The organism is Synergistaceae bacterium (assembly GCA_017444345.1).
Lineage (GTDB): Bacteria > Synergistota > Synergistia > Synergistales > Aminobacteriaceae > JAFUXM01.
This window is the reverse complement of record JAFSWW010000086.1, coordinates 18,749-34,196: the sequence shown is the minus strand read 5'-3', so window position 1 is coordinate 34,196 and position 15,448 is coordinate 18,749. Positions and strand designations below refer to the sequence as shown.

Below are 15,448 nucleotides of genomic sequence, written 5' to 3'. Positions count from 1 at the left end.
TCATTCAGGGTTCTGCGGGTTAATTTTATGGGAGGTTATACAATGCCAGCTACAGAAACAAAAATTGACTGGGGAAGAGCTCCGGCAGATACTCCAGTTTGTCCGGAAAAAGAAATTTATTTACGCGATATTGTACAAACTATTTTAGACGGTTACGAGACTCCGGAATTAGTCATGGAAGCACTTGCAATTAACTCTTCAGACGTTGGAGCCGATCAAGTTCCTGAAATATTAAATATTTTCGTGCCCGTTATAGCTGCTTGGAGATCAGGAAGCTGCGGCGGAAATTGTGCGGGCTGCTCAGGCGGCTGCGGGGGCTAAATGAAGAGTTTAATTTGTGCGCTGATAATTTTTCTTGCCATGTCGGGGACTCTTTACGCTCAAGAAATGAATATAACTATCACTGCGAACGGGAAGACTCTTAACGCAAAACTTGAAGATAACCCGGCCAGCCGTGAATTATTCTCAAGACTGCCTATGACAATTACAATGCAGGATTTATACTCGCGCGAAATGTGTTATTTCATGAAGGACGCTTTACCGGCAAGCAAACTTGTATCTGATAATTACAAAGTCGGAGATTTAATTTATTGGCCGCCTCAAAAATGTCTAGTTATTCTATACAGGCAGAACGGCGAAAAGTTCACACGTCAATATCTCGGACATATAGACTCAGGCGTTGAAATGTTCGAGAACACAGGCGACACAGAAATAACTATCAAAGCAGGGCTGTAACGAGTCCTGCAAATTTTATATAATCATGAACACTACAGAAATTTTTGCATATAATAAACTTTCGGATTTAACGGGATTAATTAACTCGCAGATAAAAAATTTTCCAGGCCGGCAAAAAAATTTGAGATTCATAATTCCTTCTCGCAAAGATAAGAATTACAGGCCGGAATTAAATAATTTGACTCTTTGGACATGGGAAGAAATTTATAACGATATTTGCTCATTCGGGAATATTCAGCGCAAGAGAATTTTATCTCCGCCCGATCATTTATTAATACTGAATAATATTTTTAATGAAGTCATATCAGAACGCAGCGAAAAAATTAAACAATGGCCGGGCATTATGAGACCGGGATTTATTGAAATCTTATCGAGTGATATTCGCGAACTCTTAAATGAAGCTGTCAGACCCTCGCAACTAATTAATAATCCTGAAAGCAGCGACCCGGCAGAGTTTTTACTGCCTGAAATTTACAGCCGCTATCTTGAATACTTGAATAATTATGATTTACTTGACAGCGCGCAAATTTACACAGAAGCATATAACGAGCTTTTAAAGACTCAAGCATGGGGACGGGATTTAATAATAATTTTTACCGGCTTTCTTTCTTTCACTCACGGCCAGCTTGAATTATTATATGCTCTTCAGGACAGGTGCGAAAAAATTATAATTCTCAAGCCTGAAACGAATTTAGCAAATTTCAGAGATGCACACTCACAATTTAATATAGCGTTCACTCCGGAAAAATCATCAGGGCAAATTATAGAGATCCCCGCCGCTGAACCCGATTTAGAACCTGAAGTAATAGCCCGGACTCTTGCATTATGGCAGCAAGATAAAATTATTCTCAACTCGCAAAAATTTTCAGGTTTTGACTCGATTGCCATAACTATAAATCAAGGCCGTGAAGATTTATTTATGCAAGCATTCAAACGCTATAAAATCCCCCTTAGCTTTCAATTGGGAATACCCATTAATACGACATTGCCCGGAAAAATTTTAGCGTCAATCAGACATTTATACACTCGTCAATTTCCGACCTATGAGACCGCATTATTACTCACTCAAGAATGTTTTGCGGGCGTTAAATTTCCAGTCATGAAAGCATATCGGGCGGGTTATTCGGGGCTTGAGAACTGGGAGAAATTTTTATCAATCGGCGAGTCATTTAATACGGCTTTACTTGCTATTCAGTCAATAAAGAAATTTTGCGGCTCACTTAAATTAAATCAGACTCCGGCCGGGATTATGCACGCATTTAGGGATTTCTTGACGACTCCGGGCTTATGGCTTGACAGATTAACGAAAATTGCGGGAACTCCCGAACTTGACGAGACTACACGGCAGACAGCAAGCGCAATCGAGACAATATCGCAAAAAGTTTTGAGACTCGACGAATTAATGCCGGATTTAGGACGCGTTCAAGATACAAGAATCAAAGGCGATGAGTCATTTGATTTTCTTGAGAGATGGTGCAGAAACACGAACACACGAGCACCCTTGCAGATTTCTAATTCAGTGAGAATCTTTACAGGAACGCCGCCCGTTTTATCTTCATTTCCTGTGTTAATCATGACAGGAGTCACGCAAAAAACGTGGTCAGCTAATATAACAAGTTCGCCCCTCTTAGGCACTGAAGAACGCAGAAAACTTGACGAGAATCAAGCCCATTTGCCGACCATTCAAGAGAAAGCTATTCAGAAAGAGGCATTATTCAGGCGACTTATACAAACCGGCGAAAATTTTACGATAATTTCACGTCCTGAATTAGACGACGAGGGCCGCCCAGTTTCAGAATCACAATTTATGCAGCGATTTCTTGAAGATTTGCCAAACTGGAATCGAGTAAAAGCTAATCCGGCAAAAATAAATATTTTATTGAATAATGACGGCTATATATTCCCTGAAATTGACTCGGACGGAAAAATTAAACGCGAGATTCCAGTTATACACGCTCAAGCAAATGCAGTCGGAGCAAGCGACATTAAACAGTTATTATTATGTCCGTTCTTATGGTATCAAGAGAGGCAGGCGAAATTATACGCTCAAAATCCCGACATAGTATCGCCCATCGAATGGGGGAATATGATTCACAAATTCTGGCAGTGCGTTTGGCTCCGTTATCGCGAAAATATGAACTCATCAGGGCAAATTTTCTTGAATATCACAAAATCTGAATGGGAAAATTTATTACAAGTCAGTGAAAATTATCAGAATTTCGCAAGATTGATAAAAGATTTCAGGTTGAGAAGGCATTTAGACGGCGTAAAATTCAGAGTTGATAGATTGAGCTTATTACAAAGCGCGATACTTGAATCACTTCACGGCGCGGGCTATGAACACACTAAAATTTTACTGGAAGAAGACGCGCATTTATTAGCACAGATTGACGGGGTAAAATTTTTAGGACAATGCGACAGGATAGAATTTTTGCGGAGTCCGGACTCTCAAGAAATAGCCTTTATTGTTGACTACAAAGAAGGCACGAGCACAAATTATGAATCTTCCGTGAAAATCGAGTCTTATAGCTGGAACAGTGAACAGCGCAAAAAATTTAATACCGGCCTGCAATTATCGTGTTACGCGGCATTATTCACGAGACAATATAAATGCGATCTATCAGGAGTCTATATACTTGGCCTGAATGACGGGCAAATAGCGGGCAGCTTTGAGGAGTCAGAGTCAAAATTTTTCGCTCAATACACGAAAGAGGGCAAAATAAAGACTCATATTTCCGAACGAGTCGACGAGGGAGAATACGCTATGAAGTGCGCCGCTGAGATTCTGAAAACTTGTAAATTTGAGCCTGAATATAATTCTGATTTATGCAGATTTTGCCACGTCAAGAGCTTATGCCGTAAAGGTGAATTCAAAGGTGAGAAATTATTTAGTGATAATAACGACAATGACGAATCCGAGTCAGAGTCTAGCAGTGAGTAACAAAAGCCGCCGTCGGGGTGGGCGGGTGGGAGACGGCGGCACGCAAAAAATTTATATTTCTTCCAATGCGCTTTGAACCTTATAGCCGGCGTCACGAATTAATATATCTTTCTTGAATAAATCAAGATCATAACGCACCATTCTTTTAACGAGGTCAATAAATGAAACTTTGCGCTTCCATCCTAAAACTTTTTCAGCTTTTGACGGATCACCCAGCAATAAATCCACTTCAGTCGGCCTGAAATATCGCGGGTCAACTTCAATAACTGCGCGCCCTGTCTTTGTGTTAATTCCCTTCTCGTTAATGCCGCTGCCCTGCCATTCGATATTAATTCCCGCCTCAGCAAATGCAAGTGTCGCAAATTCCCTCACTGAATGAGTCTCACCTGTAGCAATTACAAAATCTTCGGGTTTTTCCTGCTGTAGAATCATCCACATTGCTTTAACGTAATCTTCAGAGTGTCCCCAGTCTCTTTTTGCGTCAAGATTGCCCAGATAAGTTTTTTCCTGCAGTCCGAGTGAAATTCTTGCAGCCGCGCGGGTTATTTTGCGAGTTACAAAAGTTTCTCCGCGTAATTCTGACTCATGATTAAATAATATCCCGTTACATGCAAACATGTTATAAGCCTCGCGATAATTTACCGTGATCCAGTAAGCATATAATTTAGCTGCTGCATATGGACTTCTAGGATAAAACGGTGTCGTCTCTTTCTGCGGGGTCTCCTGAACTTTGCCGTATAATTCACTAGTTGAGGCCTGATAAAATTTTGTGTGATTCTCAAGTCCTAATATTCTTATCGCTTCAAGAATTCTAAGAGGTCCGAGTCCGTCAGAGTCCGCCGTATATTCCGGAGTCTCAAATGATACGCTGACATGACTCTGAGCCGCTAAATTATAAATCTCATCGGGCTGTATATCCTGCACAATTCGAATTAAATTCGATGAGTCCGTCAAATCTCCGTAATGCAAGAAAAATTTATGTCCTTCTTCGTGCAAATCCTTATAAAAATTGTCGATTCTTGCTGTGTTAAAAATTGAGCTTCTGCGTTTGAGTCCGTGAACTTCATAGCCCTTTTTCAGCAAATAAGCCGTCAAATATGCGCCGTCTTGTCCTGTTACTCCTGTTATTAGTGCCTTCTTTGTGTTCATGATTAAAATATTCTCCTGATTAATAAATTATTTAATTTGCCATGAGCCGTTGACTGCAAAATCTCCCGTTCTCTGTACTACACAATAGGGCGACGCGTTAATCGGGCCTTCTATTAAAAATGTCAGAGTAGGCGGCTGACTTCTGCCCGGGGTAGCTATCCATTCACCGTTATAGATTCTGATTGCTAGCTGTAAAGATTTCTGGCCTAGATTTAATAATTCGAGCGGTACCCTTGCGCGTAAACAAACATGGCCGTTCAACACGGGAATTTCTTTATCGCTGTTAGCTTGATCGCTGTGAAATGTCCAGTAAAGCAAATTTCCTGATTGATTATACATTGCATAGCCTACACCGAGTGCCGCGTCAGGTTTCTTGACAATGCCTTCAATCTCGACAAATAAATCATCACTGCGCCTGACTGAAGCCGAGTTAATTTTGCCTTCTGAATCATATAATCCGAATCTTAACGGCTTAAAATATTCATTCTCGTATAAATCGCCGGGGTTATGCCATTCTGCGTCGCTCTCTGTCAATTTTGAGAAACTCATATATTTCTGTGCGCCTTCTACAACGTCCGTTGTGTCAAATACCATGCGGCCTTTTTCGAGACAAATAATTCTGTTACATAATTGCAAGACAGCTCCCATATTATGACTAACAAATAAAATCGTCCGGCCTTCCTGATGGCTTATATCGTCCATTTTTCCGAGACATTTTTTTTGAAAGTCTATATCACCGACTGCGAGAACTTCATCGACTATTAATATTTCTGACTGTAAATGAGCAGCTATAGCAAATGCAAGTCTTACAGACATCCCGCTTGAGTAACGTTTTATAGGCGTGTCTAAAAAATTTTCAATTCCTGCAAAATCGACTATTGCGTCAAAATTTTGTTTTATCTCATTTCGCCGCATTCCCAGTATTGCCGCATTGAGATAAATATTTTCGCGGCCTGTTAATTCGGGGTGAAAACCTGTTCCGACTTCTAATAAACTTGATACGCGGCCTTTTAGAGAGATTCTGCCTTCTGTCGGACTAGTTATGCGGCTTAAAATTTTTAGAGTTGTAGACTTTCCTGCGCCGTTATGTCCCACTAGTGCGACTCGTTCGCCCTGTTCAACATTGAATGATAAATCACGTAATGCCCAGAAATCTTCAGAGCCGGCCGGTTTGGAACGTTCTATAAATGGATGCATTATTCTGCGCTTGAGTCTCGATAAACCGTCGCTCATAACGTCATATAAACGCCAATTCAAATTATGACGCAGCTGATAGCATTTTCCTAAATTTTCAATTTTTATTGCCAGCATGTAAATTTTTCCTCCTGATTAATTAAATAAAGTCCGCAAAAGTTCTTTCTGTCTTCCTGAAAAAATTAAGCCCGAAAATAAATACAGCTGTTGATGCTACTATCGAGATAATAAACGCAGGCATATAAATTGATACAGAAGTCCCCTGAATGCACCATCTGAAACCGTCAATGACCCCTACCATAGGATTAAGACTATATAACAATCTCCATCTTTCAGGAATAACTGAACTTGAGAAACCGACCGGAGAAACATATAAACCAAACTGGACAATAAATGGCACTAAATGCGTAAAATCTCTATACTTTACGTTAAGAGAAGCAAGAAAATAACCGACTCCAAGTGCCGTAGTTGTAGCAGGTATAAAGAAAACAGGCAGCAAAAATATATACGGTGAGGGCATGAAGCCATATACAAGCATTAATAAACACAACATTGCAAATGATATAAAGAAATCTACTACACATACAAGCACTGAAGATGTAGGCAGAATTAAACGCGGAAAATAAATTTTTCCAACCATGTGGCCTGCGCTAGCTACTGATGTCGCACTTGATGACATTGCATTCGAGAAATACTGCCATGGTAACAACGCCGAGAATACCATAATAGGATAAGGCACGCCCTCGCTTGGAAGTTTCGCGATTTTGCCGAATATAACAGTGAATACTATCATGCTTAAAAATGGCTTTATGAGACTCCATGCAACTCCGATAATAGTTTGTTTATAGCGCACGATAATATCACGCCACGCGAGAAAGAAAAATAGTTCACGAAATTTTATAAGCTCCCTGAAAAAGTCTACACTTGTTTTGTTAGGCTCAATTATTAAATCAAATTCGCCCGAATTACTGCCCATTATTATTTTTTTGAGTTTACTTCTTGCTCCCATAAAAAATTAATGCCTCCTAAATATTAATATCCCATTAACATCATAAAAATTTCGTCATCATCTGAAGCCATTGCATAATTTCTCGCGTTCATGCCTCTTTTATCACATAATGACGCGTTTGCACCGTGTTCAAGCAAAATTTTTACTGACTCGACCTGCAAATCTCTGCACACTGCCGAATAAATAAACGCCATTTGAAGCCATAAATTACTGTCTTGCGCTCTGATTCCTCCGGTCCTGATTAATGATTTAATAAAATCTCTCATTGTTATATCATTCCCTGAGACTGCCAATATAAGCGGAGTCCTCCCTAAAGTGTCCTGAATATCGGGATCTGCTCCGTTATCTAATAAAGTTTCTACCATTTCAGAACTCACTAATACAGCATACATTAAAGCCGTCCTGCCGTTAATATCCTGAAAATTTGGATTAGCTCCGTGTTGTATTAATACTTCTACAGCCTCAGTATTATTCATTGAGACTGCAATATCAAGCGCGTTTTTCCGGAGTCCCATAGCCGGATAAAATATTTCGTTAGGATTCGCACCCAGTGATATGGCTTTCTCTAAATCTTTGCGCTTCCCATGTGCACAGAGTATCAAGAAATCTTCTGTTGATTTTGTCATGAAAAATTTTTACACCCTCTCAAAAAATTTATAAGCCTCGTCAATTACCGCGTCAACGTTCACAAAAAAATCTGACTCAGCGCGAGTCAGATAACAAAGAAATTCTATATTACCTTCGGGCCCGGTTATAGGCGAATGAGTCAGCCCTGAAATAAAAAATTTTGTATTTGACTCTATGAAACTTGTAATATTTCTCAAGACTTCCGCATGAACTTCACGATTTCGCACTACACCTTTAGAAATTTTCTCGCGTCCTGCCTCAAATTGCGGCTTAATTAATATAACTGCTCGGCCGTCATCGTCAATAATATCATTAATAACCGGCAAAATTAATTTAAGCGATATAAACGAGACATCACACGAGGCGAACTTTATAGAGTCCTCAAAATTTTCACGAGTCAAATATCTTGCATTAGTCCGATCCATTACTACAACGCGCGAATCACTAGCGAGCCGCCAAATTAACTGGCCACGACCGACATCAACGGCATAAACTTTTTTTGCACCTCGTGAAAGCATTACATCAGTAAATCCCCCTGTTGACGCTCCAAAATCAACGCAAATTTTATTACTTATATCAAGATTAAATACTTCAAATGCACGTAATAATTTTTTTGCGCCCCTGCTCGCCCATTCTTGGATCTCGTCAAGCGTAAATTTTTCGTTACGTTCAAAGAGTGCGCCCGACTTTGTTATTATTTGGCCGTTTACCCGGACTTTTCCTGACATTATTAATGCCTGAGCTTTATTCCTCGTCTCTACAAGGCCAAGTTCAGGCAGTAATTTATCAAGCCTTTCTTTACTCTTCATTCTTGTTAATAATACTGCGATAATTACTCAAAATATTTTCGGCTGTCAAACCGTATAGCTCCCTTTGTTGTGATTGAGTCGCATGTTTCACGCAAATATCAGGCACTGCGAACTGCAATAATTTAACGTCTAATTTATTCCCTGCGATATAACTTGCAACATCTTCACCGAGTCCGCCTGATTTATAACTTTCTTCAATGACTGCGGCAATTTTATAACGCGCAAGAATCTCATCAAGTAATTTTATATCAAGCGGCTTGACTCGTCTAATATCATATACGGCTGGGAGGTCAAAATTTTTTATTTTCGCGAGTTCCCGAGTCTCTATCATTGTCTGAACGCTTGCACCGTGTCCCAGTAATGCCCAGGTAGAGCCGTCAAAAATTTTCACAATAGGAGAATCAGAATCAGGACTCAAATTTTGCGCTGGTATATGTCCTCTAGGATAACGAATAAGAGTCGGCCCTTCACGTTTTGAGGCGATAATCATAGCTTGTTTTAGTGAAGACTCATCACAAGGCGTAAAAATTTGCAGATTAGGAATCGCCCGGCACCATGAAATATCGAGTAATCCCTGATGTGTATCACCGTCTGAACCTGAGAGTCCGGCCCTATCTACCATTATGACAACTGGCAAATTTTGCAGTGCTATATCGTGCATTAATTGATCCATAGCGCGCTGTAAAAATGTCGAGTAAATAAACACCCACGGCCTCATACCTCCCGCAGCAAGTCCGGCAGCCATTGTGAGCATATGACTCTCTGCAATTCCTACATCACAGAATCTATTAGGAAATTGACGCGAAAATTTTTCGAGTTTTACTCCGGTTGACATTGCAGCAGTAAAGCAGATTATACGAGGATCATTTATAGCAAATTCTTCGGCAATCTGTGAGGCTGCTTCACTCCATGTGCGGGCTTTCTTTTCGTTTGCCGGCGAAACTTGGTGATATTTCGTAGGGTCATCTTCTGCGGGCTTGAATCCCTTGCCTTTAACCGTGTTGAAATGCAATAAAACCGGCCTGTCAAAATTTTTCGCAAGTTCTAGGATTCTTTCTGCGTTCTTAATGTCATGACCATCAAACGGCCCCCAGTAATTTATGTCTAAATCGTCAAAAATATTATGAGGCTTGATTATTTTCTTGATTAGGTCGCGAATTTTTTCAAGTGTTTTGCTGAATCTCACCGGCGTATATTTTCGTATTGCGTTCTTTATGCGTTTATAAGTAGTATTTGCTGATAGACGAGCTAAAATCGTGGAGAAACCGCCGACTCTGTTGCTGATTGAGTGCCTGTTATCGTTGAGTATTATAATTAATTTCGTCTTTGTCTCGTGAACGTAATTAAGTGCTTCCAGTGCCAGCCCGTTAATTAATGACGCGTCCCCTATGAATGCTATAACGTGTCTTTTTTCCTGTAATAAGTCCCGTGCCTTAGCATAACCCAGTGCGGCAGATATTGATGTGCTGCTGTGTCCTGTGTTGAAGTGATCGCAGGGCGACTCGTTACGTCGGGGGAATCCTGAAATCCCGTCTTTAAGTCTCAATGTGTGAAACTGGTCAAATCTATCTGTCAAAATTTTATACGGATAAGACTGATGGCCGACATCAAATATAATTCTGTCATTGAAGGGGTCAAATTTCCGCAGCATAGCAATTGTAAGCTCAACTACTCCGAGCGACGAACCTAAATGACCGCCGTTTTTCTTCACGGTGTCAATAATAACTGCCCGCACTTCTTCAGCCAGCACGGGCAAATCTTTATCGCATAAATTTAATAAATCCTTGTGAGTGAATCCCGGTTTTAAGAATTTATTATTATTATTAATCAAATCGTCTGAATTCATAGGCGGCAAATTGTGCTATTAATTCCAAAGAAGCAAGCTGAGCACGGTCTAAAACATTCCGGCCTTCTTTACCTGCTCCCAGTGCTATAATTCCCACGAGCGACGAATCATCACAAATCGGAAAAATATATTTCATTGATGACGACTTTAAAATATCTTTCCAAGGACAGCCGGCCAAGCCCCACGATCTGAAAATTGAGTCCGCTGAACTTTTTTCCAAATCGTAAACTGCATCGCTTATTTTGTCATGTGAGACAGGCCCATCAGTTGACGGCAATAATGTCGGGTCTATGTTGCTTCTGAAATGTCCCGTGCGGCGTTCTGAGAGTGTATAACCTTTGCGGGCTTTGTTCCAGACTGCTAATAAACAATTAGGCATGCGGCATTGTTCTATAAATATTTCAACGAGCAGAGAAAGGAATCGGCCCTTATTCTCGGAATTGCGCAAAACTTTTAACACGTTAGAGAGTGATAATACAGTAAATTCTCCTGTTGAGATATTTGCTTCTGCCTGCTGTGATTGAACGCGTAAATTATTGATTGCTATAGCTCTTACTGCGAGATTTCCGAGTAACTCTAAAAAATTCATAGTCTGCTCGTCGGGCAATTCGTCCCAGTTCATAACACAAAAGAGTCTGACTTCTCCTTCAGCAACCGGCAAGACAACTTCAAACGGTGAGTCATTCTTTGTGATTACGGGAGTCGGCGGCAAAATTTGTGAAGAGTAAATACCTTTTCGCTCTGGTATATTGTCAGCTCTGCCGTTAAAGACAGTTAAATAATTCCCCTCGTCTCGGAGAATTGCTATAGATTTCGGGAATAAACTTTCTTGCAATACATCAGTCAGGAATGAGGCGAAATATTGCAGCGGCATGGGCTCAAAGATTGACGCGAGAGTATTTTTTGTAGCGAGAATCATATAAGACAACCGGGATAATTTTTTCTCACTGGCTGAAATGTTTATAAATATCTGCCAAAGTCTCAATAATCCTGCGTAGGGTTTCAGCTCGTCAAGAAATTCATTAATATTTTGCGGCTTATCCTTGAGCATTATATAAATCTCCCAGTGTTCGCCCCTGATTCTGACAATACAAGGCCAAGAGTCAGAGTCTTCCGAGTAATCGAGCTCAAAAGATTCTTTAACGACATTATGTGTAAAAAGTTTTGAAATATCATCATCAAGAGTCAAACTTGAGGGGACGAGTCCGGCTGCTTCCAAGACATTTAATTTATTAATTCCTGAAGGCTGTACGATAATTGCGCGTATAGATTTAGAGTCAAGAAAGTCTGTTAAACTTTTGAGCGCGCCTCCATTGACTAAGAAATCTATTTTGTTATACAGTTCGTTAATATTTTCTGACATTTATTTAATTCACACCTCCGGCAAAATTTTTCTTTGTTTATTTTATCGCTTTTTCCTTTCAAAATCGTATAATATATTAATGAATTATCCCATAAAATAAAATTTGCTTATATATCGGGAGACTTAATAATGTATTTATACGTGATAAATATAATAAATTCAAGTGAAGGGGCTGGCGTTAATTAATGATTGAAGTACATCGTCTGAACGGGGAAGCGTTTTTGTTGAATTCCGACATGATAGAGACCATAGACGTAACGCCTGATACTGTATTGCGTCTATTAAACGGGCATAGATATATCGTGCGCGAAAAAGTAAAGGACGTATACAAGAAAATTTTAGCGTTCAGGAAAGCAGCCGGTTATACATGTATAATCGCAAATACTGCTGACGAATCAAAGGAATAACGCGAAATTAATACAGAGGTGAACACGTTTTGGATTTAACAAGTCTGATAGGATTTCTCGCAACATGGATATTAGTTATTGCATCAATGGCTTCGGGCGGAAATATCGGCGCATATTTTGATGTTCCTTCATTGATGATCACAATCGGCGGAGCAATAGGAGCTACAATAATTTCAAATCCGGGGCCGAGACTCAAGGCTATAACAGGGTGCTTAAAAAATGTATTCTTTACTCAGCAGCGGGATTTAGTCGGCATGGTGCAAATGATAGTAAGTTTTGCGGAGAAAGCGCGCCGTGAAGGTTTATTAGCACTTGAAGCCGATATTGCGGAAGTCGAGAGCGATTTTATGAAGAAAGCCATGCAGTTAGTAGTCGACGGAACAGACCCGGAATTAGTGAGAGCTATTCTTGATACAGAAATCGGAAATTTTGAAGACAGGCACTCGGCAAACAAAGCAGTCTTTGACAACTTGACAGAATTTGCGCCGTCTTTCGGAATGATAGGGACGTTAATAGGACTCATAGCAATGTTAGGAAATTTGCAGGATGTCAGCGCGCTCGGTCCCGGCATGGCAGTCGCATTAATTACTACAATGTACGGATCAATGATGGCTAACATGTTCGGATCTCCTGTGAGTAAGAAACTAGCTGCGAGAAGTGCCGAAGAAGTAAAATCTATGGAACTTATGGTAGAAGGAATTTTAGCGATTCAGGCCGGTGAAAATCCCCGTATAGTCGAGGAAAAATTAAAAGTTTATCTGCCGCCTGCAATGAGAGAAGCCTTCAATCAGGAGGAGGGCTAATAAATGGCTCGTCAAAAGAAACCCGAAGAGCCCGGATTATCTGCACCCTTTTATATGGGAACTTACGGCGACATGGTAACGCTGATATTATGCTTCTTTATATTGTTATTTGCTATGTCGTCAGTGGATTCGCAAAAATTTCAGAAGGCCTTATTATCATTAAGAGGTTCGCTCGGAGTCCTCAAGGGCGGAGTTACAACTGAAGAGTCCACAGATCCTAATAAAAGCGGCGAACAGGGAGTCAGCCCCGGCGCAAGTGAAAGAGTAGAACTTGACACAAGGCATGTAGCATATACGCTGAATTCTTATTTACGCAGCGAAAATTTAACACGTGAGATTCAAGTCTCGATTAATCAGCGCGGTGTATCAGTCTCAATCAGCGATCAATTTTTATTTACTCCCGGCCGTGCAGAGTTAAGACCAGAGGGCCAGCGTGCATTATATAAAATTTCTGAATTAACACGAGACAGAGTCCCTGCTGTAGCTGTTGAAGGTCATACGGATTCGGGAATTCTCAACGGGGGGATTTACCGCGATAACTGGGGACTCTCTGCAATGCGTGCTGCTGTAGTTGCAAGTTATCTCGAAAAATTCGGCGGCTTTGATCCGTTGAAATTACAGGCTGTCGGCTACAGTTCGACTCAGCCCATAGTCCCGAATGACAGCCCCCAGCATAGAGCATTAAATCGCCGTGTTGAATTAGTATTCTTATCTCAATATCCAAAACGTTAAGGAAGGAGAAAATTTATAAATGAACTTTACAGCGTGTTACACAAAATTAGATGACTGCTATATGGGTCAGCTTTTAGAGTGGACTAATATAATAACAGACGGCAAAACTATTGACGAATGCCGAGAAATGCTCATTGATGCAGCTCGTGAAGTGGCTTTATCTTATGCTGACGAAGGGAAAAAGATTCCGACTCCGTCTAATGTAGTTGTTGAGTCTATATCGATTCCGCTTGAAAATATAGCAATCGCAAATGCCAGTTAAGCGTAAAAATAGCTAATGTTATTTGTAAAGAAGCAGGAATTGAGCAAATATTTTAGGGAGGATTAATTAACATAAATGAAGCGCATAATAATATTTTTAGTAGTCGGTCTCGTAATGTTCGGAGCAGGTTTCGGCGGGGGCTTGCTTTTAGGGCGTACAATGGCACCTAAGGACGACAACAACGGGATCGGACAAGGAAAAGTAATTCAGAATCCCGGGCCAATAGTCTCAATCGGAGAATTTACTAGCAATCTTGCAGGGGCTGGCCGTCATGTAATAAGTTTCGGGCTTTCTCTTGAACTTGTCGAGAAGGACGGAGCGAGCGCAATGATTCAGAGTCCCGGCTGGCTCAGCAGAATCCGCAACGAAATTTTTATGTTAATCAAAGATAGAGTCTATGACGATTTGACAAGCGCAGAAGGCACGTTACAATTTGCAGGCGATATTAAGCGTTCACTAAATAGAATGCTGCCTGATGTCGGCGGGGAAGCTCCTATTGTGAATGTATTATTTGAGAGCATAGTTTTGCAGTAAAACGGGGGTGAATGAATGCCGGATGTATTATCACAAGAAGCTATTGATGCACTGTTAAATAATATTTCTAGCGGTGCAGATATCAGCGAGATAGCAAGCAAGGCCGAAGAATACGCAAAATTAAAAGTTTATGACTTCAAGCGGCCGGACAAATTCAGCAAGGATCAATTACGAGCTATACAAATGATTCATGAATCTTTTGCACGGCAAATGACAACGGTATTATCTACTTTGATTCGTTCGCTGGTAAATGCCGAGATTGCTTCAGTTGAACAGCTTGCATATGAAGAATTTGTAAATTACATGGTACAGCCTACAGTTATAGGCATGATCGAAATGCACCCGTTTGAAGGCAGTATGTTAATTGAGATTAACCCGGCTTTAGTATTCACTATTATAGATAGAATGCTGGGCGGGCGGGGGACTTTTTCCGGAAATATCCGAGAACTCACTGACATAGAGAAAACTGTTATAGAACGTGTAATCATGCGAATTCTTGAATTACTCGAAGACAGCTGGAGCACAGTTGTTGACGTTCGATTCAGATTTGAAAGCATGGAAAGCAACCCGTTTTTTGTGCAAATTTGTTCGCCCAGTGATATGGTCTTAGTCGTAATCATGAAATTAAAAGTTGCTGACGTTGAAGGAATGGTGAGTCTTTGCTTCCCCTATTTCTTGATTGAGCCGATAATGGACAGATTATCATCACAGCAGTGGTACGCATCAACGAGTCATAAGGCCGACGACGAGATGAAAATTTGGCTTAATAATTCCGTGCGTCAAATTCGTATGCCGATGGCTATGGAACTCGGGCACACTGTTTTGTCATTAAGTGATGTCTACGCTCTTCAGCCCGGAGATGTCATAAGACTTGACGAGCTGAAAGATTCTGATATAGACGTTAGAGTCGGCAATCAGATAAGATTCAAGGCCAAGCCCGGAACTATGAGGGGACATATGGCCGTAGAATTGACAAAAGTTTTGACTCAGGAAATGCCGGAACTTCCTGCAGAAACTAGTTCTAATTGAAAGGAGAG

16 protein-coding genes are annotated in these 15,448 nt (G+C 40.6%); 9 read left to right on the top strand and 7 right to left on the bottom strand.

Going from position 1 to position 15,448, the window contains the following annotated elements; translation table 11 throughout:
* Window positions 1-42 precede the first annotated feature (42 nt).
* The 3 genes from IJS99_06320 to IJS99_06310 are packed head-to-tail and all read left to right on the top strand — an operon-like array spanning window position 43 to window position 3,676.
* Window positions 43-321, top strand: a complete 279-nt coding sequence (locus tag IJS99_06320; protein ID MBQ7561430.1) for a hypothetical protein — start codon at window positions 43-45, stop codon at window positions 319-321.
* A complete protein-coding gene (locus IJS99_06315; GenBank protein MBQ7561429.1) occupies window positions 322-735 on the top strand; it encodes a hypothetical protein in 414 nt (137 codons plus the stop codon).
* A gap of 25 nt (window positions 736-760) precedes the next feature.
* Window positions 761-3,676 carry a PD-(D/E)XK nuclease family protein gene (locus tag IJS99_06310; protein MBQ7561428.1) on the top strand — a complete coding sequence of 972 codons (2,916 nt, stop codon included), beginning with the start codon at window positions 761-763 and terminating at the stop codon, window positions 3,674-3,676.
* 51 nt (window positions 3,677-3,727) lie between these two features.
* Here IJS99_06310 and gmd read toward each other — a convergent pair whose 3' ends face one another.
* The 7 genes from gmd to IJS99_06275 are packed head-to-tail and all read right to left on the bottom strand — an operon-like array spanning window position 3,728 to window position 11,673.
* Window positions 3,728-4,825, bottom strand: a complete 1,098-nt coding sequence (gene gmd / locus IJS99_06305; GenBank protein ID MBQ7561427.1) for a GDP-mannose 4,6-dehydratase — start codon at window positions 4,823-4,825, stop codon at window positions 3,728-3,730.
* Window positions 4,826-4,852: 27 nt separating this feature from the next.
* On the bottom strand, window positions 4,853-6,136 hold the full coding sequence (locus tag IJS99_06300; GenBank protein MBQ7561426.1) for an ATP-binding cassette domain-containing protein: 1,284 nt from the start codon (window positions 6,134-6,136) through the stop codon (window positions 4,853-4,855).
* 22 nt (window positions 6,137-6,158) lie between these two features.
* Entirely contained in the window at window positions 6,159-7,028 is an 870-nt protein-coding gene (locus tag IJS99_06295; protein MBQ7561425.1) for an ABC transporter permease, read from the bottom strand.
* Window positions 7,029-7,051: 23 nt separating this feature from the next.
* A complete protein-coding gene (locus tag IJS99_06290) occupies window positions 7,052-7,654 on the bottom strand; it encodes an ankyrin repeat domain-containing protein (GenBank protein MBQ7561424.1) in 603 nt (200 codons plus the stop codon).
* A gap of 9 nt (window positions 7,655-7,663) precedes the next feature.
* Entirely contained in the window at window positions 7,664-8,464 is an 801-nt protein-coding gene (locus IJS99_06285) for a TlyA family RNA methyltransferase (GenBank protein ID MBQ7561423.1), read from the bottom strand.
* Entirely contained in the window at window positions 8,454-10,310 is a 1,857-nt protein-coding gene (locus IJS99_06280) for a 1-deoxy-D-xylulose-5-phosphate synthase (protein ID MBQ7561422.1), read from the bottom strand. The genes IJS99_06285 and IJS99_06280 overlap by 11 nt, the downstream gene beginning before the upstream one ends.
* A complete protein-coding gene (locus IJS99_06275; protein ID MBQ7561421.1) occupies window positions 10,288-11,673 on the bottom strand; it encodes a hypothetical protein in 1,386 nt (461 codons plus the stop codon). Before IJS99_06275 ends, IJS99_06280 begins: the two co-directional genes overlap by 23 nt.
* Before the next feature lie 185 nt (window positions 11,674-11,858).
* Here IJS99_06275 and IJS99_06270 point away from each other — a divergent pair, with 185 nt between their 5' ends.
* From IJS99_06270 to fliM, 6 genes are all read left to right on the top strand, one after another.
* Window positions 11,859-12,080: a flagellar FlbD family protein gene (locus IJS99_06270; GenBank protein MBQ7561420.1), complete on the top strand. Its 222-nt coding sequence runs from the start codon at window positions 11,859-11,861 to the stop codon at window positions 12,078-12,080.
* Window positions 12,081-12,166: 86 nt separating this feature from the next.
* Window positions 12,167-12,883, top strand: coding sequence for a motility protein A (locus IJS99_06265; GenBank protein ID MBQ7561419.1), 717 nt, complete (start codon window positions 12,167-12,169; stop codon window positions 12,881-12,883).
* A 3-nt stretch (window positions 12,884-12,886) separates the two neighbouring features.
* Window positions 12,887-13,615 (top strand): flagellar motor protein MotB, encoded by a 729-nt coding sequence (locus IJS99_06260; protein MBQ7561418.1) that lies wholly within the window; start codon window positions 12,887-12,889, stop codon window positions 13,613-13,615.
* Between the two features lie 19 nt (window positions 13,616-13,634).
* Window positions 13,635-13,877, top strand: a complete 243-nt coding sequence (locus IJS99_06255) for a type II toxin-antitoxin system HicB family antitoxin (protein MBQ7561417.1) — start codon at window positions 13,635-13,637, stop codon at window positions 13,875-13,877.
* Between the two features lie 75 nt (window positions 13,878-13,952).
* Entirely contained in the window at window positions 13,953-14,411 is a 459-nt protein-coding gene (locus IJS99_06250; protein ID MBQ7561416.1) for a flagellar basal body-associated FliL family protein, read from the top strand.
* Between the two features lie 15 nt (window positions 14,412-14,426).
* On the top strand, window positions 14,427-15,440 hold the full coding sequence (gene fliM, locus IJS99_06245; GenBank protein ID MBQ7561415.1) for a flagellar motor switch protein FliM: 1,014 nt from the start codon (window positions 14,427-14,429) through the stop codon (window positions 15,438-15,440).
* The last annotated feature ends 8 nt before the right edge of the window (window positions 15,441-15,448 follow it).

Bases quoted from the DNA above. Each gene is read 5' to 3' on its own strand.
- IJS99_06315 (MBQ7561429.1), top strand. From the start codon at position 322: ATGAAGAGTTTAATTTGTGCGCTGATAATTTTTCTTGCCATGTCGGGG.
- IJS99_06300 (MBQ7561426.1), bottom strand. From the start codon at position 6,136: ATGCTGGCAATAAAAATTGAAAATTTAGGAAAATGCTATCAGCTGCGT.
- IJS99_06260 (MBQ7561418.1), top strand. From the start codon at position 12,887: ATGGCTCGTCAAAAGAAACCCGAAGAGCCCGGATTATCTGCACCCTTT.
- IJS99_06285 (MBQ7561423.1), bottom strand. From the start codon at position 8,464: ATGAAGAGTAAAGAAAGGCTTGATAAATTACTGCCTGAACTTGGCCTT.
- IJS99_06290 (MBQ7561424.1), bottom strand. From the start codon at position 7,654: ATGACAAAATCAACAGAAGATTTCTTGATACTCTGTGCACATGGGAAG.
- IJS99_06265 (MBQ7561419.1), top strand. From the start codon at position 12,167: ATGGCTTCGGGCGGAAATATCGGCGCATATTTTGATGTTCCTTCATTG.
- IJS99_06310 (MBQ7561428.1), top strand. From the start codon at position 761: ATGAACACTACAGAAATTTTTGCATATAATAAACTTTCGGATTTAACG.
- IJS99_06275 (MBQ7561421.1), bottom strand. From the start codon at position 11,673: ATGTCAGAAAATATTAACGAACTGTATAACAAAATAGATTTCTTAGTC.
- IJS99_06320 (MBQ7561430.1), top strand. From the start codon at position 43: ATGCCAGCTACAGAAACAAAAATTGACTGGGGAAGAGCTCCGGCAGAT.
- fliM (MBQ7561415.1), top strand. From the start codon at position 14,427: ATGCCGGATGTATTATCACAAGAAGCTATTGATGCACTGTTAAATAAT.
- IJS99_06270 (MBQ7561420.1), top strand. From the start codon at position 11,859: ATGATTGAAGTACATCGTCTGAACGGGGAAGCGTTTTTGTTGAATTCC.
- gmd (MBQ7561427.1), bottom strand. From the start codon at position 4,825: ATGAACACAAAGAAGGCACTAATAACAGGAGTAACAGGACAAGACGGC.
- IJS99_06250 (MBQ7561416.1), top strand. From the start codon at position 13,953: ATGAAGCGCATAATAATATTTTTAGTAGTCGGTCTCGTAATGTTCGGA.
- IJS99_06255 (MBQ7561417.1), top strand. From the start codon at position 13,635: ATGAACTTTACAGCGTGTTACACAAAATTAGATGACTGCTATATGGGT.
- IJS99_06280 (MBQ7561422.1), bottom strand. From the start codon at position 10,310: ATGAATTCAGACGATTTGATTAATAATAATAATAAATTCTTAAAACCG.
- IJS99_06295 (MBQ7561425.1), bottom strand. From the start codon at position 7,028: ATGGGAGCAAGAAGTAAACTCAAAAAAATAATAATGGGCAGTAATTCG.